A 25,200-nucleotide genomic window follows, 5' to 3' on the forward strand; every position below is an offset into this window, starting at 1 on the left:
GAAGAAAGCATGAAGCATCAAGAGCGTTCGCCGTCGAACCATCGCGCAGGTAGTGCGCCGACCTTGCTGGCAGCGATGATCGCCATCGCCCTGGCCATCCCCTCGCCGAGTCACGCGCAGAACTTCGTGCCGGCCGGCCCGGGCGTCGAAGTGGGGCCCAATGGCAACATGAATGGCGCCGACTTGCCGCAACCGGGGCAGCCCACCAATGTGCCGCCGAATTTCGGCACGCAGTCCGGTGCGATCCAGACCATTGCGGTCAATCCGTTCAATCCGAATCTCATGCTGGTCGGCTCGCCTAACGGCGGCATTTTCCGCAGTACCGACGCCGGCAAGACATGGACGCCCATGATCGATGGCAAGGCTTCGCTGTCAATGGGCGGCATCAGCTTCGACACCACCGACGCCAGTGGCATGACCGTCATCGCCGGCATCGGCAACGATAGTTCGGGCGCACCGGATCCCTATATCGCCAACCGCGGCGGGATCACCAACAAGGGACTGCTCTATTCGACCAACGGCGGCGCGAGTTGGACGAACCTAGGCCAGGGAACCTTGCCGGACGTCAGTTTCTTGAACGTCGTGGCGCGCGGCAGCGTCATCATGGCCGCCGGGTTCGAGGAAGAAAAAGCCAACACCACCAGCGGCCTTTACCGCAGCACCGATGGCGGCAAGAGCTTTGCGAGGGTCGACCAGATCAGCAGCTCAGGCCTTCCGCCAGGAGCGACCTCGGCGCTAGTCGGCGATCCCAAGGATCCCAATCGCTTCTACGTGGGCGTGACTGGCACCAGCAACACGGCCGTCTACACCAGCACCGACAGCGGCAAGACCTGGACCCAGATTTTCAGCGCCGCCAATGCCAATGGCGCGATCAATACCGGCACCAACACCATGTTGCGCCTGGCGGCGGGGCCGGGGGGTTCGGTTTTAGTGGGCGTCGTCAATGCCGGCGCGGGCCAGATGACCAATGCCTTCCTGTCGCAGAATAACGGCAAGAGCTGGACCGATCTCAGCGCGGCCCTTGCCGCCAATACCGTGTCCAATGGCAGCGGGCCGTCGACGAATCCGTCCACCGGTTCGAACATGCAGGCAGACCACCAGGGCGACGATGCTGTGCGTGCGATTGCCTTGAGTGCGCAACTCGCCAAGTACGGCGAGTCCAGCCCCAACCTCTCCATCAACCCGGGCGGGCAGGCCACGATTCACTCCGTGGTAGCTATCGACCCGAACAACCCGAACGTGGTCTATCTCGCGGGTGATCGCGTCGGTGCCATTCCCGGGCCGACCGGTGCTCCCGGTTGGTCGGCAGCGGCGATGCGCGTGACGGTGAATGCCGATGGCAGCCTCGCCTATGCCCCGCTGACCGACAACTTCACATCCGATCACTCGACGGTACATCCGGACTGCCGCGCGTTTGCGTTCGATGGCAATGGCAATCTGCTGATGGGCACGGACGGCGGCGTCTACTACCGCACCAACCCCTCCAGCACGAGCGGCTACTGGCGCGGCCTAAACTGGGGGCGCCAGGCGCTGGAGATCTACAGCGCGAGCCTCGATCCCAACAGCGGCCTGATCGCCGTGGCAGCACAGGACAATGGCGAAGCCATGCAGAGCGGCAAAAACCGCTCGATCTACAACGTGGTGGGCGGCGGCGACGGCACGGTGGCTGCCATCAACGGGCAGAGCACGCCAGGTTCCAGCTACACCTATGTGGCCAGCCAATACCTGGGCGGATTCACTCGCTTCAGGACGGACGCGAAAGGCAACTTCCTCGACAAGACCAGCACGGATATCTATTTCGCCCCGGATGCGGGTGGTGCGTTTTCGACTGACCAATATGGCAATGTCGAAATCGATGCCAATACGGTCAACTTCGTACCCAGCTTCAAGCTCAACAATGTCGACAAGAGCCTGATGGTGCTTGGTGTGAATCCAGGCGTGATGGTGGCCCAGGACGACTTCACCACCGCGCCAACGCCGTATACGAACGGCGACACGGCCTGCGTCGGCGGCTGCTACAAGATCCTGCAATCCTACTTCGGCGGCGCTACCGCGTTGGTCTCGTCACTGGATTTCGGCACGCAGGACAACAAATACGCTTTGCTGGCGGGTACCTTCCTCTACACGAATCAGCAGACCGGCCAAATGGCGCGCCTGTTCGTAAGCACGGGCACCTCGATCGATACCATCAACATGCAGCCGGTGTACTCCTACCCGGTGTCGATGCGTGCGCCCGGTGCGGTGCTGTTCGATCCACGCAGCCAGAATCGCTTCTTTGCAGCCTCCCCGGATGCGCCGGGCATCGGCTTCCTGTGGAGCACCACCGACGGCGGCGCAACGGGCACCAACCTTACGCGCAATCTGCCAACCAACTTCATCCGACCAGGCTCCCTGGGCTTCATCAACAGCAATGGCGTGAACGCGTTGCTCGTGGGCGGTTTGAACTCGGCGGACAACGCGGGCAATCCGCTGGTGGCGGCCGACAGCGATGCCAATGGCGCGTTGAGCAACTGGCGCCGATTCGGCTCCGGCCTGCCCAATGCGCAAGTCTCCGTCATCGACTACCAGCCGGCGCTGGATGCCATGGCGATCGGCACGTTTGGCCGTGGCGCCTTCATGCTCTATGACGTCACCAGCAACTTCGCGCAGGCGAAGGTGTTGCAGTTCGGCCTGGCCAACAACGACTCCAACCCGGATGCCTCCCTCCTGTCCGGCAATCGCCCGCTGATCAAATACGGCAGCGGCACGCTGACGATCAACGGCGCAGCTGCCTACAGCGGCGGCACCACGGTCAACAGCGGCGCGCTGGTGCTCAACGGCTCGGTGCAGAACGATCTTTCGCTGGCGGCAGCCGGCACGCTTGCGGGCAGCGGCTCGGTGGGCGGCACGCTGCATGTGCTCGGCGGCACCGTGCAACCGGGCAGCGCCACCGGCACAACCCTGACGGTGGGTGCGTTGAACAACACCGGCGGCGGGGCGCTGCAGGTGAGTTACAACCCGGCTACCGGGCAGAACACGCAGCTGGCGATCACCGGAAATGCCGACATAACCGGCATGATGCTCTCGCTGACGCAGGCCGGCAGCGCAGCGCCGCAGTTCTATCGCCTCTATAACCTGCTCAAGGCGGGCAGCTTGACCGGTCAGTTCGTCAATGCGGGCAACGGCTGGGTGAGCACGCCAACCAGCACGGCCGTATCGGCATCGAGCGTCTCCCAGGCGATTCCCACTGGCGGTGCACCTGCATCGACGCAGCAGCGCATCAGTTACAGCATGGTGCCCAACAGCGTGATGCTCGAAATGATCCAGCCGATCAACTGGACGGCAACTGCCGGCAACAGCAATCAGCGCTCTGTCGGCAACGCGTTGAACACCTTGCAGTACAGCGGCTCATCCAGCTTCCTCGCGGCGCTGAACAACGTCGCCGCCGGCAGCATGCCAAGGAACCTCGATGCGATCTCGGGCGAGAGCAGCGTGGCGGCTGCCCGGTCAGTCGACCTGGCCACCGACCGGTTCCTGTCCACCATCGGCGCACAGATGCTGGATGCACCCGGCTGCCGCGATGCGCGCAACGAGCAGGTCACCAGTTGCCACCCGCTCGGCAAGGACATCGGCGAACACCGCTTGTGGGCCGAAGGCATGAACATCAGCAGCCGCCTGCGCGGCGAGTTCAACCCCAACTACTTCTCCGGTGGCGGCATCGCGGCGGGTCTGGAGATCTCGCTGGGCGAGCATGGAAAGATCGGTGGCGCTCTCGGTTACAGTGAAGTCTCCACTCAAGTACCGAACCTGTCCTCCAAGGTGCGCTCGCATTACGGAATGGTGGCGCTCTACGGCGACTACCAGGCCGGCCCGTGGTTCATCGGCGGCGTGCTGAGCCAGAGCGACGGCGCGAACTATGCAGACCGCACCATCAACCTCGGTGCCGGCGGCGTACAGAACGTCAACGCAAAGCCAGGGCTTTCGTCCACCGCGTTCCGGCTGAACTCGGGGTTCAACTTCCGCTTCGCGCATGACTGGTACGTAACGCCGTATGGCGAAGTGACGCGCGCCAAGTCCTCGCAAGAGTCGTACACCGAATCGGGAAGCAGTCCGCTGGCGTTGTCTTACTCGGGCATCAACCAGACCCGCTACCAGGGCGAACTGGGCATGAAACTCGGCAAGTCGTTCTCCACGGGCAGCATGACCATCGAACCTTATGCCAGTCTCGCCGAAGTGTTTGCCTGGGGCGATCGCGCACCGTCGGCCCAGGCGTCGTTCACCAGCGCACCCGGCACAAGCTTCCTGGTCCGCGGCAACGCCCTGCCCTCGTCCTGGATCACCGCGCAGGCCGGCCTGCATCTCGCATTGAACAAGTCGACATTGATCGACGTGAGCTACCAGGGCGTACTCGACAGTCGCCTGCGTGACGACCGGTTCAACGCAGGGCTTTCCTGGCGGTTCTGAGGCGTCGCTCCGTGGGGACGGGGGTAGTTAACTACCCCCGTCCCTGAGGTTGCTCTGTTGCTCTGATGTTGCTGTTGCTGTTGCTGGTGTTGGAAAACGGAAGCAAAGCGTGCCTCCACAAGGATCGGATGTCTGTCGGGAAGCACCGCAGTCGCATGACAGAACTGCACTCTGACCCGGGTTTTGGCAGCTCATATTGATACGCACTGTGTGCTCCATTGCCACCAACGTTCTCCGTAACATCACCAACTGCATTGCTTGGAACAACAAAACGCCCGCATCAGGCGGGCGTTTTGTTGACACTACTCGACGTTCATTTCGATTGGTTGACCGACAAGGTTTTCGCCTCCTCGCTCCCTAAATGCCTCAAGAAACCCCCGCCAATGGCGAACGGCATCATGGAACTGGCGGTAGGTGAAAAGTTGTGGCCGACCTTCGGAGTGCGAGTACTCGCCACTGTATTCGTTAGAGATACAAATGAACCCAGGCCCCGCCATCGGAGGACGAAGCCAAACATACTTCTCGTTGACGCTCCAATCTGGCAAATCAGGGTTCTCAGGCTTATATCCACCTCGTTCCGACGACTCAATCAGCACTTCGAGTTCAGCCAGTGCTTTGGCGCTGGACTCGGATACTAGATCGAGTAGCGTTTCCGTCACTGAACGATTTATACCGCTCTCATCCACGAAGTAAAACTGTGGACGCAGAGATCCACTAGGAAGTTTTGTTACTTCAGCGACCAATCGTTTCATGGCGTCTGCTATGGGTAGCCGCGCCAAAGTGGCACGTTCTTTGTTGGTGGGAAGAACCTAAAATCTACACTATTTGAGGAGCCGATCCAGCTTCCGTTGACCTGCTGCATCCGACCAAGGAACGCTTGACTCATCTCACCCTTCGCCTGAGCAAGCGACCAATAGAGAAAGGGGTCAGAGACATTTTCAGAGAAAGGGGTCAGAGACATTTTCCGACACAGACAAATGTCTCTGACCCCTTATTTTCTGCGAGAAGCCCTTGTCAGGTCGTGGCCGTTCCCTAGCGCACGAGAACTCATCCGGCGGCTGCGATATCCAGAGGCCGATCTACTCCAAGAGCTTGTTTTACCGATGTGAAACGTGGGGATACCTCAGCCTCTGACCCCTTATTTTGGACAAAACGCCCGCGCAAGGCGGGCGTTTTGTCTGGAGCAGAGGACGTCCACTCGGCCGACCGATGCGCAACCTATGACAAAGCGCCATTAACTCGATCCGCTTTTTGGTCTTCGGTCAGCGCCGCCCACAACAAGTGTGTAGAGGCAGGAATATCAAGATCGACAAACTCTACCGGCTGAACTTCCTGCCACGACTTCATATTGGGCGATGAGCACACCGGGCACTGTGGATGCCGCCCAATATGAAACGGCCGTCCCTCAGAGTCAGGATCACACGCAACCGTACCGTAGATTCGACGCAAGATATCCGCACGCCTGTTAGCCGGCACACCAGTCAAACTTGGGTGCCGTTGCAAAAGCACATCCACCTCTTTGTAAGTGGGGTCGGCAATCGCATTTACGTACACCATCTCAGCACCCGTTTCGCTGCGAAGAAGAAACTCTCCGTACGCGTCGACGGGAAGTTCGGGCACACGAAAAGTATGACCTGATGGCTCACACTGGTATTCAAAAATTTGGAGTCTCATGGCTTCGCCGGCGATATCGCATAAGGGGTAAGAACTTCGTTGTAGTTGTTCAAGATCGCGTAGTTGACCTTACCAGGGGCACGCTCCGAGTAATACTTGATGACGTTGTAACGCTGCGCACTGGCCTGGCTACCTATCGATTGAAAAGAGAAAAGGGGTCAGAGACATTTTCCGACACAGACAAATGTCTCTAACCCCTTATTTTATTTGGCTGACAAATGTCTCTGACCCCTTATTTTATGGCTCTGACCCCTTATTTGGCTTGACCCCTTATTTGGCTTCGAACCAGCATTCTGAATAGTCGCGACCCTCGGCACCCGTGTTGCAGCAGGATCGCGCGCGGACCGAGCCATGAAGGGGTGGGCCTTGAAGCCCGTGACTCTGTGCGACGCATGGCGCGCACCTGGACGGACTCCGCGATGACCGATGAGTGTTTGGACCACCGCAGGCCGCCTAGGCGACCTGCAGCCAGAACGGTGACTGGCGCGATCTTGGCGCCGCTGAAACACAGCGGCTGGCGATCATCTGCATCACGGGACATCATGCCATCCGGCTAGGCCGGAGCCGGGCGTTTATGACTCTATTGACTCGAACGGCGAAATGGAGACCCCTTTCTCTCTGGCGGTTCTGAGGCACTGTACCTCGGGCGGACGGGGTAGTTAACTACCCCCGCCCCGCTTTCTAGTCCTGCTTTCCGCCGAGAATCATTGACGTGCTGATGAAGATCGGTGGAAGGCACTGGCAGATGCACGACAAACCCGTAACCTGATCTGACATCACTGGATTCCAGACCACGTCCTAGCCACTCGCCGGAGCCCCGCTCATGAAGACGAAACAGCTCGCCAGACTCATCGTTTGTGCTCTGTTTGCCACATGGATGACAGGGGCTTCGCCGACGGCTTGGGCAAGCGAAAAGCACGAGCTGACCTGGGGCATCTGCGGCCATCCAAGCAACAACCAGCCGCTGTGGAGTGACCAGGCCGCTCAGTTTGCAACCCTGGAGTTGCGCGGGTTCAAGACGTATCGCTTCGACATTCCGCTCACCAGCCACACCCCCGAAGCGATCACGATGCTCCAGAAGATGGTCGACCTGGCCAAGGAGCATCACGTTACGCTTCACCCCATTCTCTACGTGCCCTTCACCTGGAGCGACCCGACCGACGGCGGCAAATACCCCGAGACGGACGCCGGCCTGGAAGCTCAGGGCTACGATCGCGTGTATCCGGTGGCCCTGCAATTTGCCGGCAGCATCCATGACTGGGAATTGCAGAACGAGCTGACTTTGCGCAAGAGCTTCAAGAGTGGCGCAGGGCTATCCAAAGACGACTACGCGACGCCTGTCGCCAAGCAGTGGGCGGCCGTATTGCGCGGCATGTCCCGAGCCATCCACGATGCCGGCGCCAAGACCGGCGAACCCTTGCGCACCGTGGTCAATACCGTTTATGCCGATTTCGGCTTTGTGCCGTTTCTCGAATCGCAAGGCGTAAAGGTCGACAAGCTCGCCTACCACTACTACTACGGCGCCGACACCGACCCGTACAAGGTCAGCGTTTCCTCCGGCACGGTCGATCTGTTTGCCGAGCTTAAGAAAATCGGCAAGCCCATCATTGTCAATGAGTTCAATGCCGGCGAGATTTATTCGCCAACGCGAAGCATGCCGTATGACGACGCCAAGGCTCTGGTAGGCCTCAAGCGGCATATCGATTACCTCCGTGAGCAGACCGAGGCGAATATCGAAGGTGTCGAGTTCTACGAGCTCTACGACGAGCCGAGCAAGCGCGGGGTGGAGTCCAACTTCGGCCTGATGAAAGACCCCGGCCATCCAAAGACACAGATGTTACTTGCCGCGGCCTACACGTGCGGCGAACTCGGCAAGGACGAGCGGGCCAAGCTCGTGGCGAGCGGGCTTTTCACCGAGAAGAGCCTGGCGACACGATTGGCAACGTGTCATGCGGGCAACCCGTAGCGGATCCTCTATCGAGACCTCAGGGACGGAGGTAGTTGATCGCGTTCAACCTCCCCCGCCCCTCAGAGCCTCACCCCCTTCCTCAGATTTTCTTCTGACCCACAGGCGCCAGCATCGCCATCAAGCCGCGGGTGATGTTCGACGAGAACACGGTTAGATGAACCTCATCGTCGATCACCGCCCGAGCGGATATGCAGGCTCGGGTAGCGGCGAGACTTCGGCACCTTCTCGAACGCCTGTGCGTTGCGCACCATGTCGGCGTGTGACTTCCGACATGCCCCGATCGCTGCGGGAATGAGGAGATGGGTGGCCCATCCAAGACACCAGGCGGCCTTAGTGCCGGTAGCATTTTGAGCTGACCGCTTTTCAAGTCATGATGAACAACATCGCCGCGACCTGAAGGATTCCCCCATGCATACAAAGAACACGATGGACGCCGATCCAAACCTGGAGGATGCCAAGGCGCTCATCGACTCGCCAACCGCCATGCAACGCCCAAGGCATAGCGCGTTGGACACGATAGAAACGGCGGCCCTGGATGAAGTCCAGCACGAAGCCGCGTTGCGGGAATCGGTTCTGCGTTCGCCTCGATAGGCAGGCGTGTCACGCGAGCCCCACTCAGGAAGCGGATCAGGTTGGCTCATCGGATAGCGCGCAACCAACCTGACCCACTACCTACCGCTCTAAAACAACTTCAAGCGCCCAGGCTCACAGGCCTCACTCAAGGCGCAGTAAACGACTTGCTCGCAAAACTCAGACGCCGGAACTTGCTGTCGGCCGCGCCGACGGCGATGACGTAAGGATGTCCGCTGACCAGTCTGGCTTCGCTCAGATCGGCGGCACCCTGGGGGCCCATGACCAGGGTTTGCCACATCGTGGCGTTGCCCTGACCGCTGCTGGCGATGGCGGGATCAAGCACGAATACCAACGTCATCATCGCGCCGCCGGGCGGCGTCCAGCTGACGCTGTTGCCGCTGAGCGATACCGAGAAATTGCTCGGCGTGTTCTTGCCCACGGCGAACAACTCGAACGTGCCCTTCGGCGCGATGAAGTAGCTGATGCAGGATGGGATATCGATGTGCTGCTTGCCGCCGGCCACGGTGAAAGTGCCCGAGTAAGCGCCCTTGGCCGCGGAGTAAGTGCCATCCACCGAGCCCTTTTGCTGCGTGCCGTCCAGGGTGCCGCTCCAGCTGGCATTCAACGACGCAGCCTTCTTGACGCCGGCGATCGTGCCCACGTTGCTGCTCTGGCAGCCGACGTAGGTGAAGTACATGCTGCCGGAGAAGCTGCTGTCGGATGCCGGCAGATTCAGATACACCGAGCCCATGGTGGGGTCTTCGGGATTGGTGATCGGGTCTTCCTGGTAATAGCCCACATAGACGCCACCCGGAGGCGACCCGGCGTTGGGTGTGGCGCCAGCAGCGGGATTGGCTGCCCAGGCGCATACGGGCAAGACAGCGCAGAAGACAAGGGCGCGGAGAGAAAGAGAGAGCCGCTTCATAGGCGTCAGGAACCGAACTTCAGCAAGGGCAGACCGACTTGCTTGCGGCAGCCGTTGCGCATGGCCTGCTCTTCTTTCACCGTCTCATCCAACGACGACGACTTGCCGCCGCCCTGTACCGACGCCATCGCACGCTCCGCAAACTTGGCACCGAAACACTTGCAGTATTCGCCCAGCTTGGGGTTCCCCTTCAGATCCGCCTCGCCATAAGGCGCCGGGATACCGGTGGCCTGGTTGGCGCACATATCGGCGTACTGCTGCGTAGCCTGCGACGGCACGGTGTCCGCGTGAGCCGGCGACAGCGTCACGGCATTGACGACGACGCCAAGCGCCAAGCTGAGCACGGCGCCGGACAAAGCCGCCGAAACATTGCGAAGTAACTTCATTGTTTTCCACCTAGTCATGGTTACGAACGTTGAAAACTTGGAACACGCGGATGCCCAGCGTGCATGGTGACTAGTACGCGCTGTTCCCTAGCTGCGTGGAGCAGACGTGCCAAGCCCTGGCAGCTGGAGGATCGACTCGGTCGATACCATCGCTTGAGAATTGTCGCAGGAAAACGCCACAGCGCGGAGACCATCCGTTGACTCATTCGTGGACGGGTGGCGACGCTTACTTAGGAACGACTGGCGATCGAATCGATGAATTGATCGAAGACAGCCAGGCTGTTCTCAAGTGCGGCCTCCTCGTCCAGCTCCCAGCTCGGGAACTGCCCGTCGACATACATGCGGGCAAGTCCGTAGACCAGCGCGCGGCTGCCGATCTGATAGCGCATGACATCACCCGGGCGCAGCAGGCCCTGCGCCTGCGCCTGCTCCAACAAGGCGGTGACCCGAGCACGAATGGCGTCGTTGCGACTGCGCAACGATGAGGTCTCGAAATCGATGACCGCGCGGTTGGAGATCACTTGAAAATGCGTCGGGTTGGCTATGGCCCAGCGCAGGAAGGCGTGGCCGATGGCGCGAAACTGCAAAAGAGGGTTGGAGCCAGCCTCCTGCGCCAGGCCGCGCTCGACTTCTGCCGTCAGGCGCGTCATCGCCTCTTCGGCTACGGCGGTCAGCAAGGCCGTGCGGTTGGCGAAATGCCGGAACGGCGCGGCGGGAGATACGCCTGCCGCTCTCGCCACCTCACGTACGGTGATGTTCTCCAGCCCACCGGCTTCGATCAGCTGCACCGCCGTTTCGATCAGCGTTTGCTGCAGGTTGCCGTGGTGATAAGGCCGCTGCGGAGCCGACTTTCCGCGAGCTTTGCGTTGGCGCGTTGGAGGGGATGGCATACGCCATTCTAGCAATCCGTAGCGGCGCGGAGGTTCGACTTGACGGCCTTCAGAGGCCAATGTAATCATCGCTTACATTGACTCGTCCATCCCATGAGGAACATGTCGTGCTGAAAACAAGTCGCTCGTCCATCGCCTTTGCTTTCCTCTTGTTTGCGTCGGTACCCGCCGTGTTTGCACAAGAACATGCCATGCCGGCAACGGCAGCTGCTGCTGCCATGGAAGCACCCGCAACACTGACGGTAGAACCTGCAATAGCTGGCCCTTTGGCGAAGGGCCTCGCGGTGATTCCATTCCATGCGACCCACGTAAAAATCATGCCTGTCTATGGCCAGGCAGCACTTGGTGTGCAGCCGCGCCTCGGGCATTTGCATGTAAGCGTCGATGGAAGCGCATGGCATTGGCTGCAAGCCAGCGATGAACCCGTGGTCATACAGGGACTGCCAGCCGGCAGGCATAGCGTCCGGCTGGAACTGGCCGATGCCAACCACCGCGAGCTTGACGTTAAAACGGTGGAGTTCGAGATTCCCAAGCAGCCTTGAGCAACTCGTGCAGTGGATAGGGCGGCGCCACGGTTGTCCTGGCGCCGCACACCGCACCTGCCGTCGACAACTTTGACCGCAAGAAACGGATGTCGCCTACCCGAGCGATCTGTGATTTTCGCCTTCCACTCAAAGCCAGTCGAACGGAAGGTTCAAACACATGGGACAGCTGTCGAAGAAAGTAGCCATCGTCACCGGCGCAAGCTCGGGAATTGGATACGAAGCGGCCAAACTATTCGCTAAAGAAGGCGCAAAAGTCGTCGTGGCTGCGCGTCGTCAGCACGAGCTCGATGCGCTGGTTGCCGAGATCGAGCGTGAAGGCGGCGAAGCGGTGGCCATCGCCGGTGACGTAAGAGATGAGCAGCTGGCCCGTGCCTTGGTGGAGACCGCGGTCAGCCGGTTTGGCGGCCTGGATATCGCTTTCAACAATGTCGGTTCGACCGGCGATGCCGTACCGGTGCCTGATATTTCAGTGGATGCCTGGCGCGAGACGCTCGACATCAACCTGACCAGCGCATTTCTCGGCGCGAAGTATCAAATCCCGGCCATGGCGGAGCGAGGTGGCGGCTCCATCATTTTTACCTCCACCTTTGTCGGCCACACCGTGGGCTTCCCCGGCATGGGGGCGTATGCGGCGAGCAAAGCCGGCTTGATCGGCCTCACCCAAGTGATTGCCGCAGAATTCGGCGCCAAGGGCATCCGCGCCAACGCCCTTCTGCCCGGTGGCACCGACACACCCATGGGCCGTGCCACCGTCAATACACCCGAGGCGCGCGCCTTCGTCGAAGGCTTGCACGCACTGAAGCGTCTTGCGCTACCCGAGGAGATTGCGCGATCGGCGCTCTACCTCGCTTCCGATGCCTCCAGTTTCACGACGGGGTCGGCGCTCATGGTGGATGGCGGGGTGTCCATCACTCGGACGTGAGAGCGTAGCGAGCTCGGGCATCTCGATCCCTCTATGCATCAAACCGTAGATGGCTGACTCGTAGACAGGAAAGGCCCGGATATAACGGTTGCGATCAAGACTTCGCCAGGAGCTGGAGCGCCATCCATGGCGCAGCGTAGGTCCAGGCACCCACAACCATCGGCTCAGGCGCCGCCAAAGATCGCAACCGCCTGCTCGTTGAAGCCATTGACGAGGTCGTGCTCGCCCGGGCCAACATTGGCACGGAACATCTTGGCGGCCTCGACCACGATCTCGTCCGCATCCGTGCCAAGGATCGTCATCGCTTCAGCAATGAACTGATCGAGCGGCATGGCTTGCTCGGCCTCCTGGCTGTTCATGAGTTCGGTGCGTACCCAGGGCGGCGCGATCTCAATCACGCGAACACCCGTATGCCGGAGCATGAAGCGCTGCGACAGGATGTAGGAGTGAAGCGCTGCCTTGGTCGATGAATAGATGCCGGTGACGGCCATCGGCACGAAGGCAAGCGCGGAAGTCGTGTACGCCACGACCGCGTTGTCCTTGCTCTTCAAGTGCTCGATCAGCGCCGATGTCATGCGGATCGGCCCCATCAAATTTGTCGAGATGGTCGAGGTCAGCAGAGCGTCGTCGATCTTCCCGGCAACGGTATCGGCTTGCATGATGCCGGCATTGTTGATGAGGACATTGAGTTCGGGATGATCGACGATCAATGTCGCGGCCACGCGATCGATGCTGGCCGGATCGGCGATGTCGAGCTCAACCGCTTCCATACCGGGATTGGCTGCGATCACGTCGTTGAGATGACTGCGCCGCCGGCCGGCGATAATGACCTTGTTGCCCAGCTTGTGCAGCGCTTCGGCGAAGCCGCGACCGATGCCCGAGCCACCGCCGGTAATAAGGATCGTGTTGCCTGTGAGTTTCATGAGCGTTCTCCGTAGATGAGATCAGGCGGGAAAGCGATTGCCGAACATCGGCAATCCACTCTTGGATTCGGCTTGCGTTGCTTCGTCTTGCAGCACATCCCAGTGCTCGGCGAGCTTGCCGTTTTCGATGCGCACGACGTCCGTGGCGATCCACGCCGCCGGACGGCCGATACCGGAAAAACGTCCATGCACGATGACGTAATCGCCCTCGGCCAGGATCAGTCCATGCTCGTAACGCAAGGTGCTGGGGATGCTGCGGATCAGATTGAACAGGCCTTCGCGGCCCGGCTCGATATGCGCGCTGTGCTGGATGTACTTGTCGGACCAGAAGTGCTCGGCGGCTTCGTAGTCGCGCTTGTTGAACAGCGTGTCGAATGCCTCGAGGACAAGGGCCTTGTTCTGTTCGGATGAGGTCTTTGACATGGTCGTTCCCTCTTCGATGGTTGGTAGTTCAGGTGGCAGTGCGCCCAGCGCGGATTTATCGATGTTGCTCTAAGCACTGTGGTTAGCGGCTGGCATGAGGCTGAAATCACAATGGTGATCACCATTGATGAAGGGTATGATGATGCCGCTTTCGGGTGATTGTCAATGGTGATCACCATTGTAATTTCAGGCAAGCCATGACCGGGTTGCCAGACAGGAGTGGCCACATGGGCGTTTCAAAGCAGCAAGCTGTTGAAAACAAACGATCTATTGTCGCCGCCGCGGAAAAGCTCTTCCGCGAGCGCGGCGTGGCGGCGGTGGGTTTGACCGAGCTGACCAAGGCTGCGGGCTTCACCCAAGGCGGCTTCTACAACCACTTCAAATCGAAGGACGCCTTGGTCGCTGCCGTCATGGAGAAGGCGATGGAAGATGGCGCGGCCCAGCTCGTCGCCGGCATCCAGGCGTCGAAGGCCGCCGCGGCCGATCCCATGAAGCGGCACATCGAGTGGTACTTGTCCCCGGATCACCTCGCCAACATCGAAGCGGGTTGTCCGTTGACGGCGTTCGCCGGCGATGTGCGGCGACTCGGCAAGGAAGCGCGACAGTCCTATGCGCGCGGACTGACATGGAATGTCGATCAGCTAGCGGGCGTGATCGACGGCGAGAACCCACAAGAGAGAAGAAAAAAGGCCATCGCTCTATTCAGCCAGATGGTTGGCTCGCTGATGCTTTCGCGCGCTGTCGTCGAGGTTGATCCTGACCTCGCCGAGGAAATACTGAAGGATGGACGTCAGCAGTTGCTGCAAGCCATCGAGGGATGCACTCCGGGTATTTGAGATTTCTGTTCGCTAACCACCTGGTGCGCTCAGAGCCTGGTCAAAATCTCTACGCCGGAACATGGGGGGGCAGGAGCTGTGGGGTGTCTTTTGTGTTCGCGTTCTCCAGGTCGCGATAACGCAAACATCGAAGCGGCAACGCCACTGGACCCCGGCCTGCGCCGGGGTGACGACAGTGAGAGGTTGTCGCGAGCGCCGCCAGAGAATGCGCCATCTGGGCATGCGCGTTAAGAGGACGTCCCATAGGCGAAGCCTGGGCAATTTTTTGCAGAAGCGGGCGCGCCCTCGTGGTTTGACGAGTGCGCTTCGCTCGTTCGGAGCGTTAGGTTTTCAGACGGTTACTGGGATCGCAAAGTTAGCTTTGGCCCATGCCGCAAACGTCGTCGGCTGCTGGCCGGCGACTCTGTTGGCGAGCGCGATCGCGTCGCGCGAATCCGAGCCGAGATAGGTGTGCGCTTCGAAGTAGGCGAGCATCGCCGCGACGTCCTCGGCGCCTGGGAACCAGCCCGCAAAAACCTCGCGCGGGACTCGCTGGAACGAGAACTCGTTTCCTTGGCGATTCAGGGTGGCGATGACCTCGCTGAAGCTCAAGAAGTCGCCGACCAGCGGCAAATGGTCACCGTGCCCGGCGAGTTCCGGCTGCGCGAACGCTCCAGCCACGATGCGGCCGAGTTCAGTGATGTCGCCCATGTGGATGACTCGCCGCTCGGGATCAAGCGGCAGCGCCCAACCCGCGGTGCCGTCCGCTTGTTTCTGCGGGGCCATGGCGCCGAGCAGGTTTTGGTAATAGAACGGAGCAATGACAAACGTGTGGTAGGCAAATCCGGCTTCGCTCACGAGACGTTCGACCTTCGCTTTGTCCGTGAAATGCGGAACGTTGATCTTGCCGTGGCTGATCGTCTCCACGTTCGGGAGCGTCGACCAGATCAGGTGTTGCACGCCGGCGTCTTTCGCCGCGTTGACGGCGGCGAGTGCCTGCTTGGGCTCATCCGCACCGGCTTCCCAGGCATTGGTCACCAGGAAAACGCCGTGCGCTCCGGCAAACGCGGCTTTAAGTGTTTCCGGGCGATTGAAATCCGCCAGAACGACTTCGTCGCCCAGCTTCGGATGCTTGGCCGGATCGCGCGTCAACGCGCACTTTGAATTGACCACTCGCCTGCAGCGCGCGCACAACAGCGCCGCCTTGCTGACCGGTTGCGCCGACGACGGCGATGAGCTTCTGGGTGTTCGACATGATTGTTCTCCAATGGGTGTTTTTTGGGCGGTGCTACTTCACGCAGGTAGCCGTTTCATGAGTCTTATCTCTGAACGGACTTACTGCTTGAGTGCTTCGGCCGAAATGAGCAGCTTGGCTTTCATGCTGAAGCCGTACGCCTTGCCATAGTCGACGCCGAAATCGCCGCGATCGAATTCGCCGACCGCGTCGACGCCACACACTTCGCGCTTGAGCATCGGATGCGGCATGCACTTGAAGGAGTTGATCGTCAACGTCAGCGGTTTGGTCACACCGTGCATCGTCAGGTTGCCGATGACAGAGGCCGGCTTGTCGCCCTCGAACTTGATCGTGCCCTTGTAGGTCGCCTCCGGGAACTTCGTCGCAGCGAAGAACTGATCCGACTGCAGCGCCTGGTCGAGCTTCGCGTCGCCGGTGTGGACCGATGCAATGGCGGTCGTCACCTCAACAGTGCCCGTCCTTGCCTCGCGATCGAGCGTCACCGTGCCCTGCGACTTGTCGAACTTGCCACGCCAGACCGACAGGCCGCCGAAGTGGTCGGCCTCGAAGCTCGGGTACGTGTGGGTCGGATCAAACTGGTACGTCGACACGTCCGCGAATGCCGAAAACGACAGCGAGGCGACGAGTGCCCCAGCCGCGATCATCAGATGCTTCTTCACATCACTCTCCTTCTTCATGGGATGCCCTCCAGGTATTTGACTTGCCATGCCGGCAGCCAGGAAGCGGCTGTCTACTGCGTGACACCGCTAACTTGAGGGTTGAAAGCGCTCATCACCAGATGGAAAAATAGGATTGGTTTAATCCATTTTTGGATAACTCGAATGCTCGACCTGAATGATCTGGCGATGTTCGTCCAGGTGGTGCGCGCCGGCAGTTTCTCCGAGGCGGCGCGACGTCTGCGTATGCCGGCAAATACGCTGAGCCGGCGCATCGATCAACTCGAAGGGCAACTTGGCACGCGTCTGCTGCATCGCTCGACACGCAAACTCGCGCCGAGCGCGGAAGGTCAGGCGCTGTTCGAACGCTATGCGCCGGCGCTTGATCAGATCTTGGAAATCGAGCGGCTCCATGCAGATGTGCAGGCACCGTCCGGCTCGGTTCGCGTCACCGCGATGGCCGGCCTGTTCGAATTCTTCCGCATGGAATGGCTGGCCGAGTTCTACACGCGCTATCCACACGTCCGCATCGACTTCCTGCTCGACGATACGCCGACCGATCTGATCGCCGAGCGCATCGATCTGGCCGTGCGCATGGGCATCGAGACCGGTAGCGGCTTCAAGGTACGTCGGCTTGCGCCGAATGCATTGATCCTCGCGGCGAGTCCGGCCTATCTGAAACGGCGCCCTTCGCCGCGCACACTGCGCGAGCTGGCCGAGCACGACTGCCTGACGATTTCCAATCGCCAGGGTCGCACCATGTGGCGTCTGCAGGGTCCACGCGGTAGTCAGGAGGTGTCGGTCAACAGCCGGTTTGCAGTCAACGATATGCGCGTGCTGGTCCAAGCTTGCAGGGCGGGGCTGGGTATTGCACTGCTACCACAGCTGCTGGTTGAGCCCCTCATCGCGAAGGGGCAACTCACACACGTGCTGCCCACCTATCGGCGCGCAAGCACCGAACTCGGCCTGCAGCTCGTATACACGAGCCGTCCACCCGTGCCACCCGCGGTAGCGGTCTTCGGCGATTTTCTATGGGAGAAGCTCAGCGAAGCGATGACAAGCCTTTCACAGAGCTAAGACAGCCGACAAGAGATTGAATCCTTCAGCGGGGAGCGTCGGCTGCATGCCCGATACTGGTCTCGATTCATCTAAGCCAGTCCTCTAGGAATGCAGCCGTGCACCCGCTTCAGAAGGGACCGCCTGGGTCGAAAGCGGACATCGCCAACTCTGCGAAATCAAAGTATCCACTTACTCGACAAGGTTCTTTCCCTGGATGAGCCGCTTGGCCAGGCGGGGTTGATGCAGCTGCTCGATCCACCACTTCAGCGCGCGCCCCTCCTGGTCGCTGCGCCAGGCAAGATAGAGAACATTCGGCTCGCGTGGATCGACCACGCGTCGTTCCACAAGCTCGCCGCTCTTGAGCATCGCGCTGATGCGCTGCCGGGGTAGCCAGCCCACACCGAGCCCGTCGCGTTGCGCTAATGCCTTGGCGCGCATGCTTGGCACCGCAAGCGTGGCCTGTCCGCCAAGAACACCATAGACCTTGCCTTCGCTTCGGCGCGAAGTGTCCGCAACGACCACCGAGCGATGGGCGGTGATCATGTCGGGTGTCAGCGGTTCGTTCGACTTGGCCAAGGGGTGCCGAGGCGAGATGGCAAACACCCAGTCAATCACACCCAGCTCATGCCAGCGCAGGTTCGGCATGGCGGGCGGCTCGTTGGTGGCGCCGATAACCAAATCGGCTCGCCCTTCACGCAGTGCCTCCCATGTACCACCTAGCACTTCATGCGTCATACGCAATGCGACTCCGGATTGCTGCGCGTCGAACGCACGAATGATCGGCATCAGCAGCTCGAACTCCATGAGCTCGTCCGTCACGATCCATAGCCGATCTTCCCAGCCGCCAGCCACCTGCTTTACGCGTCGGGTCAGGCGGGCAACATCGAGGCTGAGGCGAGCAGCCTCCTGCGCCAGCAGCTGACCGGCAGGCGTCAGCTGCAACCGATAGCGGCGCCTATCGAACAGAAGCGCATCGAAACGCGCCTCCAGCTGCCGCGCCGCGTGCGAAACGGTTGACGGTGCCTTGCCCAGCCGAACGGCCGCGCGGGAAAGGCTTCCGCTGTCGCGAATGGCTTCAAGCAAGGCCAATTCGTCTTCGGACAACATATTCGATCCTTTCGAACGAGTACGGCAACGAGATGGTACGGCAAGTGCGCACCGGCCGCGCAACATGACGTCCAACGCTCCACCCCCAACCCATCACTGGAGAACACCATGAACCGCTTCGAAGGCAAAACCGTTTTGGTCACCGGCGGCAATAGCGGCATCGGCCTGGCCACTGCTCAGGCCTACGCCGAAGAAGGTGCCCGCGTCATCATCACCGGCCGCGATCGGACCTCTCTTGAGAAGGCCGTAGCCACTTTGGGCCCAAAGGCAGTGGCCATTCGCAACGACGCCAGCACCGTTGCGAGCGCCAGGGAGTTGGCCGGCAACCTCAGTGCGCAAGGCATCCTGCTGGATGCTGTCTTTCTCAACGCGGGCAGCGCCAAGTTCTCGCCGTTCCCGGATGTCGACGAGTCATTCTGGGATCAGATATTCAACGTGAACGTGAAGGGGCTGTATTTCCAGATCCAGGCGCTGCTGCCGCTGCTCAATCAAGGCGCGTCGTTGGTCATCAACGGCTCCATCAACGCGCATATCGGCATGCCGGGCTCATCGGTCTACGCGGCCAGCAAGGCAGCGGTGATCTCCCTGGCCAAGACGCTTTCCGCCGAACTCTTGTCGCGTGGCGCGCGTGTCAACGTGGTTAGCCCCGGCCCCGTGGAAACGCCACTGTACGGGAAGCTCGGTCTGGACGAGGCCTCTTTGAAGGCGACGGCCGCTCAGATCCAGGCTCAGGTACCGCTTGGCCGCTTTGGCAAGCCGGCCGAAATCGCATCGACGGTACTGCACCTGTCCTCACCCGAATCCGCCTTCATCGTCGGCACGGAAATCATTGCCGACGGAGGCATGAGTCAGCTCTGAGGTCGGACATAGACCGGCACTGCATCCCCCGTCGATGGCGCGCCTCGATCACGTGCACCTAACCCTGTCTCCGGTGAATTAGCCCTTGTGACGAAGCAGCGCCGCCGCTTCGTTACGGCCAGCGGATCCCATCCGTCACCGCGAGACACCTATTCCGGAGTCAATCTCATGTTTCGTTTCCTGCTCGGTACAGCCTTGTCCATGGCGCTCAGTCTGCCCGCAGTGGCCGACGTCAAGCCCTTTCCGACGTCCTTCAAAACCCAGGACATCCAGACAAATGGCGCCACTATCCACGTCCGCGTGGGTGGAAAAGGCCCGACCGTCGTCCTGCTACATGGCTTTGGCGACACCGGCGATATGTGGGCTCCATTGGCCGCGAACCTCGCCAGCGACCACACGGTCGTCGTGCCTGACCTGCGCGGCATGGGCCTTTCATCACATCCAGAGAGCGGTTACGACAAGAAGACCCAGGCGGCAGACATACGCGCTGTGTTGACCAGGCTCGGCGTCGACCATGCCGTGATCGTGGGGCACGACATCGGGACCATGGTGGCCTATGCCTACGCTGCGCGTTACCCCCACAAAACCGATCGCCTTATTGTGATGGACGCCCCCGTCCCTGGCATTGCGCCGTGGGACCAGATCGTTCGCTCCCCCCAGCTATGGCATTTCGACTTTGGCGGACCGGACATGGAGCGTCTCGTCGCGGGTCGTGAACGCATCTATCTTGATCGATTCTGGAACGAGTTCGCGGGTGATCCGGGCAAGGTCGACGAAGGCACGCGCCAGCACTACGCGGAACTCTATGCCCACCCAGGCGCCATGCATTCCGCTTTCGCCCAGTTCCGTTCCATCCGGCAAGATGTCGAGGACAACAAAGCGTCGTCAGCCACAAAGCTGACTATGCCGGTGCTTGCCATTGGGGGAGAAAAGTCGTTCGGCGCCAATGAGGCGATCGTGATGCGGAATGCGGCAAGCAACGTGACCGAACTTGTGATCCCCCACGCCGGCCACTGGCTCATGGAGGAGGCACCGGACACAACCATCACCGCGGTACGCAACTTTGCTGACGGCAAGCCCATCAGGTAACCCGTGACATGCGGATTTCCATGCCCTGAAAGGGTCCGTTTTGGGTTGCGACTTCAGCCCAATGCGGACCTTGTTGATGCGCAGTCGGCACAGGCGCTTCACTGCCATCGTGCCGACGGCGCCACCGATCAGAGCCTGGTCAACCGTCTTTGCTGAAGGCCCGATATGCCGCCAGCGTATCCAGCGATTCGCGCAGCAGCTTGATCTTTCCGCGCTCCGCGACAAGTCGCCCGGCATAGGTCTGGCGATAGAGTTTGCCGGTAGAAAGCACGGGCGCTTCAACACTGTATTCGCCGAAAGCCTGATCGGGCGTTTCGATAAAGATGTGGATGTCCTGAAAACGGAAGTCCGGGACGTTGGCCAGCAAGCTGGAAATGAACTTCTCGATGGCAGCCGGCCCCTGTGCACGAGCGTCGATGCCCATTGAAGCCAGCGCCGGCAATTCGAGTACGCCATCGTCGGCGAACAGTGCGGCTACAGCCGCGGGATCCTGTATCTCGGAGAGATAGGCCCGCAGCAATTGCGCGGGGGTCAAGGCAACGTTGTCTTTGAGGGTGGTGTTCATGGAAGTCTACCTCTACGTATGAGGGCTTATGCCGACGCGCTTAACGTAGCCCCGTGGCATTGACTGATAAAGTCGCCCATAAAGCATTCTTTATCCACCTGCATGGACAATCGCCATGGACCAGCTGCTTGCCATCCGTGCCTTCGCCCGCGTAGTCGAGGTTGGCAACTTCACCAAGGCCGCTGATTCGCTGCAGCTTCCGAAGGCAACGGTCAGCAAGCTGGTGCAAACGCTAGAAGCGCACCTGGGTGTGCAATTGCTTCAGCGCACGACACGCCGCATCGTCGTCACTCCTGATGGCTCCGCGTACTATGAAAAGAGTGCGCGCGTGCTGAAGGAACTGGAGGACATCGATGCGAGCTTCAGCGCCGCCCATGCACGCCCGCGCGGACATCTGCGCGTGGACCTGGGTTCTTCGGTAGCAAGCAGCCTGCTCGTACCTGCGCTTCCGGATTTCCTCGCTCGCTATCCGGATATCCGCATCGACCTCGGCGTGTCTGATCGTCACGTGGACCTTATCGGCGACAACGTCGATTGCGTGATCCGCGGTGGCGCACTCACCGATCCCGGCCTGGTCGCGCGCACCATCGGTCGCGCGAGCTGGATCACCTGTGCCTCACCCGACTACGTCAAGCGCCATGGCAAGCCGAAACATCCGCATGATCTGGAGGAGACGCATCCGGTGGTGAACTATCTTTCCGCCCTCACCGGGCGACCCCATCCGATGCACTTCGAGAACAACGGGCGCCGGCTTCAGATCAGCGCCCGCCATGCCGTAGGGATCAATGAGAGCAACGCTCACTTTGCCGCCGGGCTGGCCGGCCTCGGCGTGATCCAGACTTTCGCCTTTATCGCTCGTGATGCCGTAGCCAGAGGCGATCTTGTCGAAGTGCTGCCACGTTGGCGCCCCAAGCCCTACCCCCTGCATCTCGTCTACCCGCCGAACCGCCATCTGTCGCAACGTCTGCGTGTGTTCATCGATTGGCTAGCGGATCGCTTCGAGACGCAGCTCGAGCCGAAGGGCTCCAAGAGCTAGTCACCGCGTGAGTCGAGGCAAAGTCCGCCCCAGATAGGAGGCGGACTTTCTTGACCGGCGCGACTAGACGCGGGACTCCTGCTCGTTGAAGGAATACTCAGCCGTGGGGCGGGGCGGCGTTGAGATCCATCCACATCACTTCCCAAATATGACCGTCTGGATCCTCGAAGCTGCGGCCATACATGAAGCCGTAGTCCTGCACGGGCGTGGGGTCCGCCTTGCCGCCGGCACCACTCGCTTTGTCGACCAGGCTGGACACCTCTTCGCGACCATCCGCTGACAGACACAGCAGTACCTGTGCATCCACGTGCGCATCGACGATCCGCTTGCTCGTGAACTGGCGCCACTTGTCGTGTGTGAGAAGCATCGCGTAAATCGTATCGGAGAACACCATGCACGCTGCGGTGTCGTCACTGAATGCGGGATTGTTGACTGCACCAACGGCCTCGTAGAACGCCATTGATCGCTTTAGGTCGGTCACCGGCAGGTTAACGAAGATCTTCTTGCTCATTATTTTGACCTTTGGATGTAAGCCGCGGCAGGATGACCGCGGCGTCTTACTGACGAGTGGGAAGGTGGGAAATCGACAAGAGCTGAAAAATGCGTATCCGATGTGAGGGCGGCCACCGATTTCATTTTGGGTTGACGAGCTTGCCGGGCGAGTGTGGTCGCTGCAAGGCCCCCGGGACATCGCCGGCCGGAGTTCGGTGCTGCAAGGGAGGCACATGGTCGAGACGCGGCATGGCGCACGCCCTTGCCCTGAGAAAGCCCGGGCTGCCCCCCCTTCCATCATTGGACGCACCGCAGTGCGGCAAGGCAACACCAACTGGCCCCAAAGCATGGGATCGCTGATTAGCGTCGAGCCAGGTGAGACCATGAGAACCCGCACCATACGCCACATTCCCGGCCCTACCTTCACAGGAGAGACCCCGTGACCGTGATCAGCAAGAACGCGAGAATTGCAGGGTTCATCTACCTATTACTTACCATCGCCGCACCCTTTCGCCTTATCTATATCCCCGGCAAGCTGTTCGTGAGTGGCGACGCCACGGCGACGGCCAGCAACATCGCCGCGCATGAGTCGCTCTTTCGCCTCGGCATCTTTAGCGATCTGCTCTGCGGGGTCATCTTGATCTTTCTGGTGCTGGCGCTTTACCGCTTGTTCAAGGGAGTGAGCCGGAGTCACGCCGTGCTGATGGTGATCCTGGGCGGCGTGATGCCCGCTGCCATCGACTTCTTCAACGTGCTGAACGACGCTGCCGCCCTGCTGCTTGTACGCGGGGCCGATTTCTTGGCCGTGTTCGACAAACCTCAGCGGGATGCCTTGGCCATGCTGTTCCTCCGTCTGCATGGCCAGGAAGTCGTTGCCGCCGAAATCCTCTGGGGCTTATGGCTGTTCCCCCTGGCGATGCTTGTGCTTCGGTCGGGTTTCCTGCCTCGCCTCCTCGGCGTCTGGCTGATCATCAACGGCTTCGCGTATCTGGCCCTGAGCGTCTCGGGCCTCCTGTTTCCGCGCTACGAAGACACCGTCGCCAGCTTCACCTTCCCTGCCCAACTCGGCGAGGTGGCTTTCATGTTGTGGCTCTTGATCATGGGTGCCAAGGAAAAGCCAGCGATGGCTCGAGCGGCTTGATAGCGACAAGTGCGCTGAGAAATATAAGCAGCGACGCTACCTATGGTCAGTTGCCATCAACTAACGCGGCCCGGCGTTGCGCGTGGACTTCGACGGTGAGGTGCGACAACCCTTTCAGCTGCCGAAGCATCGCGTGATAGAAGGAAGGCCCGCGCTGGGACTCTTGGGTAATGACGGAAATCACCGCGCCGTAGTGACCCGGGCCAAGACGCCAGACGTGCAAGTCGATCAGCCGGTCGCCGGCTGTTTCGACGACGGCCCGCACTTTGTCGGTCATCGCATTGCCTGGGTTGATGTCCATCAGAATCCCGCCGGTATTGCGCACCAGGCCGTACGACCAGTTGGCAATCACCAAGGCGCCGACCATGCCGGCGACGGGATCCATCCACATCCAGCCGAACGTCTTGGCCAGGAGCAGGCCGATGATGGCGAGTACCGAGACGGCGGCATCGGCGATGACGTGAATGTAAGCGGCGCGCATATTGTGATCGCGCGTGTCTATGCCATGCGCGTGATGATCGTGCTCTTCAAACGCGACCGAGTACTCACCCTCCGGAAGCCTGACCACCGCCATGAAGGCGTACGGCTCGGGGATGGCCGTCGTGGATTCCAGAAAGTCGGAGGTCCGGGATAACGTGAAATCCTGACGTGCACCGTTCGGGCGAATGGTCGTTACCGTTATCGCCTGCGTTGGCAGCTGAGCGCCTTCGGCTTGAGCCTGGAGACGAAAAACAGGCGGTACGCCCTCCTCAAAAATCGATAGGGCGAACACGCCGCCGGCTGTCTCGATGTGCCGCACTTCATCGTCGTGGCTATGTTCGGCATGGTCATCGTGCCCGTGGCTATGGCTATGTCCATGATGATCGTCGCCACTCAATAACCACGCACTGACGACGTTGACCAGCAAGCCGACCACGGCAATCGGAATCGCCTCGCCGAAGCGAATCGGTACGGGCGACATGAAGCGGGAGATCGCCTCATATCCGATCAGCATCGCGATCATCGCCAGGATGATCGCGCTGGTGAATCCCGCGAGGTCGCCGAGCTTGCCGGTTCCGAATACAAAACGGGTGTCGTTGGCATGTTTCCGTGCGTACGTATAGGCGAGCGCGGCGATCAGCATCGCGCCGGCATGGGTGGACATATGCAGGCCGTCCGCCACCAGCGCGAGTGAACCGAACAGGTTGCCGCCGATAATCTCGACCAGCATCATCGTGCCGCAGAGTGCGATAACCGCCCAGGTCTTGCGCTCATTCTTCTCGTGACCCGGCCCTAGAAACACGTGGTCATGATCCATTGCGAACGGGGTGTCGTAAAAATCACTCATGGCAGGCTCGCTAGGGATGAAGTGAAAGTTGTTGTTGGCGCCCGATCTTGATCGGGCGGGTGCACAGGTGAGGTTCGCCGGATGCGGCGAGTTCGCCGGTCGATAACCGCGCGACTCGCCGCGATGT

The 25,200-nt window shown here is 60.5% G+C and carries 24 protein-coding genes; 11 read left to right on the forward strand and 13 right to left on the reverse strand.

The features are described from left to right. Window positions 1-9 precede the first annotated feature (9 nt). Entirely contained in the window at window positions 10-4,443 is a 4,434-nt protein-coding gene (locus OUZ45_RS12760; RefSeq protein WP_266170498.1) for an autotransporter domain-containing protein, read from the forward strand. Between the two features lie 302 nt (window positions 4,444-4,745). Here the strand turns inward: OUZ45_RS12760 and OUZ45_RS12765 are convergent, their stop codons facing one another. Together OUZ45_RS12765 and OUZ45_RS12770 are read right to left on the reverse strand one after the other, a co-directional pair. Next, complete coding sequence (locus tag OUZ45_RS12765) at window positions 4,746-5,195, reverse strand: hypothetical protein (protein ID WP_266170499.1); 450 nt, start codon at window positions 5,193-5,195, stop codon at window positions 4,746-4,748. A 466-nt stretch (window positions 5,196-5,661) separates the two neighbouring features. After that, window positions 5,662-6,117 carry a hypothetical protein gene (locus OUZ45_RS12770; protein WP_266170500.1) on the reverse strand — a complete coding sequence of 152 codons (456 nt, stop codon included), beginning with the start codon at window positions 6,115-6,117 and terminating at the stop codon, window positions 5,662-5,664. Between the two features lie 823 nt (window positions 6,118-6,940). Here OUZ45_RS12770 and OUZ45_RS12775 point away from each other — a divergent pair. Both OUZ45_RS12775 and OUZ45_RS12780 read left to right on the forward strand, forming a co-directional pair. Continuing rightward, window positions 6,941-8,083, forward strand: a complete 1,143-nt coding sequence (locus OUZ45_RS12775) for a hypothetical protein (protein WP_266170501.1) — start codon at window positions 6,941-6,943, stop codon at window positions 8,081-8,083. Window positions 8,084-8,494: 411 nt separating this feature from the next. Further along, a complete protein-coding gene (locus OUZ45_RS12780) occupies window positions 8,495-8,677 on the forward strand; it encodes a hypothetical protein (RefSeq protein ID WP_266170502.1) in 183 nt (60 codons plus the stop codon). 127 nt (window positions 8,678-8,804) lie between these two features. Here the strand turns inward: OUZ45_RS12780 and OUZ45_RS12785 are convergent, their stop codons facing one another. The 3 genes from OUZ45_RS12785 to OUZ45_RS12795 all read right to left on the reverse strand — a co-directional run bounded on the left by OUZ45_RS12785 (window position 8,805) and on the right by OUZ45_RS12795 (window position 10,860). Next, window positions 8,805-9,536: a hypothetical protein gene (locus OUZ45_RS12785; protein WP_266170503.1), complete on the reverse strand. Its 732-nt coding sequence runs from the start codon at window positions 9,534-9,536 to the stop codon at window positions 8,805-8,807. A 53-nt stretch (window positions 9,537-9,589) separates the two neighbouring features. Then, window positions 9,590-9,970: a hypothetical protein gene (locus OUZ45_RS12790; protein WP_266170504.1), complete on the reverse strand. Its 381-nt coding sequence runs from the start codon at window positions 9,968-9,970 to the stop codon at window positions 9,590-9,592. A gap of 230 nt (window positions 9,971-10,200) precedes the next feature. Beyond that, complete coding sequence (locus tag OUZ45_RS12795; RefSeq protein WP_266170505.1) at window positions 10,201-10,860, reverse strand: TetR/AcrR family transcriptional regulator; 660 nt, start codon at window positions 10,858-10,860, stop codon at window positions 10,201-10,203. 107 nt (window positions 10,861-10,967) lie between these two features. On the opposite strand from OUZ45_RS12795, the gene OUZ45_RS12800 reads away from it, so the two are divergent. Beyond that, entirely contained in the window at window positions 10,968-11,402 is a 435-nt protein-coding gene (locus tag OUZ45_RS12800) for a DUF6130 family protein (RefSeq protein WP_266170506.1), read from the forward strand. A 160-nt stretch (window positions 11,403-11,562) separates the two neighbouring features. Continuing rightward, the gene (locus OUZ45_RS12805; protein WP_266170507.1) at window positions 11,563-12,327 is read left to right on the forward strand and encodes an SDR family oxidoreductase; all 765 of its coding nucleotides are present in this window, start codon (window positions 11,563-11,565) and stop codon (window positions 12,325-12,327) included. A 164-nt stretch (window positions 12,328-12,491) separates the two neighbouring features. Here OUZ45_RS12805 and OUZ45_RS12810 read toward each other — a convergent pair whose 3' ends face one another. After that, window positions 12,492-13,250 (reverse strand): SDR family oxidoreductase, encoded by a 759-nt coding sequence (locus OUZ45_RS12810; RefSeq protein WP_266170508.1) that lies wholly within the window; start codon window positions 13,248-13,250, stop codon window positions 12,492-12,494. 21 nt (window positions 13,251-13,271) lie between these two features. After that, the gene (locus tag OUZ45_RS12815) at window positions 13,272-13,673 is read right to left on the reverse strand and encodes a nuclear transport factor 2 family protein (RefSeq protein WP_266170509.1); all 402 of its coding nucleotides are present in this window, start codon (window positions 13,671-13,673) and stop codon (window positions 13,272-13,274) included. Between the two features lie 155 nt (window positions 13,674-13,828). Here OUZ45_RS12815 and OUZ45_RS12820 point away from each other — a divergent pair, with 155 nt between their 5' ends. Then, window positions 13,829-14,509 carry a TetR/AcrR family transcriptional regulator gene (locus OUZ45_RS12820; protein ID WP_266170510.1) on the forward strand — a complete coding sequence of 227 codons (681 nt, stop codon included), beginning with the start codon at window positions 13,829-13,831 and terminating at the stop codon, window positions 14,507-14,509. Between the two features lie 330 nt (window positions 14,510-14,839). Here OUZ45_RS12820 and OUZ45_RS12825 read toward each other — a convergent pair whose 3' ends face one another. Beyond that, window positions 14,840-15,640 carry an NmrA family NAD(P)-binding protein gene (locus OUZ45_RS12825; protein WP_266170511.1) on the reverse strand — a complete coding sequence of 267 codons (801 nt, stop codon included), beginning with the start codon at window positions 15,638-15,640 and terminating at the stop codon, window positions 14,840-14,842. A 183-nt stretch (window positions 15,641-15,823) separates the two neighbouring features. Continuing rightward, window positions 15,824-16,402, reverse strand: coding sequence for a YceI family protein (locus tag OUZ45_RS12830; protein WP_266170512.1), 579 nt, complete (start codon window positions 16,400-16,402; stop codon window positions 15,824-15,826). Between the two features lie 162 nt (window positions 16,403-16,564). Here OUZ45_RS12830 and OUZ45_RS12835 point away from each other — a divergent pair, with 162 nt between their 5' ends. Continuing rightward, window positions 16,565-17,476, forward strand: coding sequence for a LysR family transcriptional regulator (locus OUZ45_RS12835; RefSeq protein WP_266170513.1), 912 nt, complete (start codon window positions 16,565-16,567; stop codon window positions 17,474-17,476). A 171-nt stretch (window positions 17,477-17,647) separates the two neighbouring features. Here OUZ45_RS12835 and OUZ45_RS12840 read toward each other — a convergent pair whose 3' ends face one another. Further along, window positions 17,648-18,565, reverse strand: a complete 918-nt coding sequence (locus OUZ45_RS12840; protein ID WP_266170514.1) for a LysR family transcriptional regulator — start codon at window positions 18,563-18,565, stop codon at window positions 17,648-17,650. A 108-nt stretch (window positions 18,566-18,673) separates the two neighbouring features. Between OUZ45_RS12840 and OUZ45_RS12845 the strand changes: the two genes are divergently transcribed. Next, on the forward strand, window positions 18,674-19,423 hold the full coding sequence (locus tag OUZ45_RS12845; protein ID WP_266170515.1) for an SDR family oxidoreductase: 750 nt from the start codon (window positions 18,674-18,676) through the stop codon (window positions 19,421-19,423). A 168-nt stretch (window positions 19,424-19,591) separates the two neighbouring features. Continuing rightward, entirely contained in the window at window positions 19,592-20,512 is a 921-nt protein-coding gene (locus OUZ45_RS12850) for an alpha/beta fold hydrolase (protein ID WP_266170516.1), read from the forward strand. 139 nt (window positions 20,513-20,651) lie between these two features. Here the strand turns inward: OUZ45_RS12850 and OUZ45_RS12855 are convergent, their stop codons facing one another. Further along, complete coding sequence (locus OUZ45_RS12855) at window positions 20,652-21,077, reverse strand: nuclear transport factor 2 family protein (RefSeq protein WP_266170517.1); 426 nt, start codon at window positions 21,075-21,077, stop codon at window positions 20,652-20,654. A gap of 115 nt (window positions 21,078-21,192) precedes the next feature. On the opposite strand from OUZ45_RS12855, the gene OUZ45_RS12860 reads away from it, so the two are divergent. Continuing rightward, window positions 21,193-22,113: a LysR family transcriptional regulator gene (locus tag OUZ45_RS12860; protein WP_266170518.1), complete on the forward strand. Its 921-nt coding sequence runs from the start codon at window positions 21,193-21,195 to the stop codon at window positions 22,111-22,113. 97 nt (window positions 22,114-22,210) lie between these two features. Here the strand turns inward: OUZ45_RS12860 and OUZ45_RS12865 are convergent, their stop codons facing one another. Then, the gene (locus OUZ45_RS12865) at window positions 22,211-22,624 is read right to left on the reverse strand and encodes a VOC family protein (protein ID WP_266170519.1); all 414 of its coding nucleotides are present in this window, start codon (window positions 22,622-22,624) and stop codon (window positions 22,211-22,213) included. Window positions 22,625-23,044: 420 nt separating this feature from the next. On the opposite strand from OUZ45_RS12865, the gene OUZ45_RS12870 reads away from it, so the two are divergent. Beyond that, on the forward strand, window positions 23,045-23,746 hold the full coding sequence (locus OUZ45_RS12870; RefSeq protein WP_266170520.1) for a DUF4386 domain-containing protein: 702 nt from the start codon (window positions 23,045-23,047) through the stop codon (window positions 23,744-23,746). 46 nt (window positions 23,747-23,792) lie between these two features. Here the strand turns inward: OUZ45_RS12870 and dmeF are convergent, their stop codons facing one another. Further along, entirely contained in the window at window positions 23,793-25,073 is a 1,281-nt protein-coding gene (gene dmeF / locus OUZ45_RS12875; protein ID WP_323137551.1) for a CDF family Co(II)/Ni(II) efflux transporter DmeF, read from the reverse strand. Window positions 25,074-25,200: the final 127 nt, after the last annotated feature.

The organism is Dyella subtropica (assembly GCF_026283965.1).
Taxonomy (GTDB): Bacteria; Pseudomonadota; Gammaproteobacteria; order Xanthomonadales; family Rhodanobacteraceae; genus Dyella_D; species Dyella_D subtropica.

What these genes read in the sequence shown, in the direction of transcription:
- OUZ45_RS12760 (WP_266170498.1), top strand. Translation starts at nt 10, where the DNA reads ATGAAGCATCAAGAGCGTTCGCCGTCGAACCATCGCGCAGGTAGTGCG.
- OUZ45_RS12765 (WP_266170499.1), bottom strand. Translation starts at nt 5,195, where the DNA reads ATGAAACGATTGGTCGCTGAAGTAACAAAACTTCCTAGTGGATCTCTG.
- OUZ45_RS12770 (WP_266170500.1), bottom strand. Translation starts at nt 6,117, where the DNA reads ATGAGACTCCAAATTTTTGAATACCAGTGTGAGCCATCAGGTCATACT.
- OUZ45_RS12775 (WP_266170501.1), top strand. Translation starts at nt 6,941, where the DNA reads ATGAAGACGAAACAGCTCGCCAGACTCATCGTTTGTGCTCTGTTTGCC.
- OUZ45_RS12780 (WP_266170502.1), top strand. Translation starts at nt 8,495, where the DNA reads ATGCATACAAAGAACACGATGGACGCCGATCCAAACCTGGAGGATGCC.
- OUZ45_RS12790 (WP_266170504.1), bottom strand. Translation starts at nt 9,970, where the DNA reads ATGAAGTTACTTCGCAATGTTTCGGCGGCTTTGTCCGGCGCCGTGCTC.
- OUZ45_RS12795 (WP_266170505.1), bottom strand. Translation starts at nt 10,860, where the DNA reads ATGCCATCCCCTCCAACGCGCCAACGCAAAGCTCGCGGAAAGTCGGCT.
- OUZ45_RS12805 (WP_266170507.1), top strand. Translation starts at nt 11,563, where the DNA reads ATGGGACAGCTGTCGAAGAAAGTAGCCATCGTCACCGGCGCAAGCTCG.
- OUZ45_RS12810 (WP_266170508.1), bottom strand. Translation starts at nt 13,250, where the DNA reads ATGAAACTCACAGGCAACACGATCCTTATTACCGGCGGTGGCTCGGGC.
- OUZ45_RS12815 (WP_266170509.1), bottom strand. Translation starts at nt 13,673, where the DNA reads ATGTCAAAGACCTCATCCGAACAGAACAAGGCCCTTGTCCTCGAGGCA.
- OUZ45_RS12835 (WP_266170513.1), top strand. Translation starts at nt 16,565, where the DNA reads ATGCTCGACCTGAATGATCTGGCGATGTTCGTCCAGGTGGTGCGCGCC.
- OUZ45_RS12840 (WP_266170514.1), bottom strand. Translation starts at nt 18,565, where the DNA reads ATGTTGTCCGAAGACGAATTGGCCTTGCTTGAAGCCATTCGCGACAGC.
- OUZ45_RS12845 (WP_266170515.1), top strand. Translation starts at nt 18,674, where the DNA reads ATGAACCGCTTCGAAGGCAAAACCGTTTTGGTCACCGGCGGCAATAGC.
- OUZ45_RS12850 (WP_266170516.1), top strand. Translation starts at nt 19,592, where the DNA reads ATGTTTCGTTTCCTGCTCGGTACAGCCTTGTCCATGGCGCTCAGTCTG.
- OUZ45_RS12855 (WP_266170517.1), bottom strand. Translation starts at nt 21,077, where the DNA reads ATGAACACCACCCTCAAAGACAACGTTGCCTTGACCCCCGCGCAATTG.
- OUZ45_RS12860 (WP_266170518.1), top strand. Translation starts at nt 21,193, where the DNA reads ATGGACCAGCTGCTTGCCATCCGTGCCTTCGCCCGCGTAGTCGAGGTT.
- OUZ45_RS12865 (WP_266170519.1), bottom strand. Translation starts at nt 22,624, where the DNA reads ATGAGCAAGAAGATCTTCGTTAACCTGCCGGTGACCGACCTAAAGCGA.
- dmeF (WP_323137551.1), bottom strand. Translation starts at nt 25,073, where the DNA reads ATGAGTGATTTTTACGACACCCCGTTCGCAATGGATCATGACCACGTG.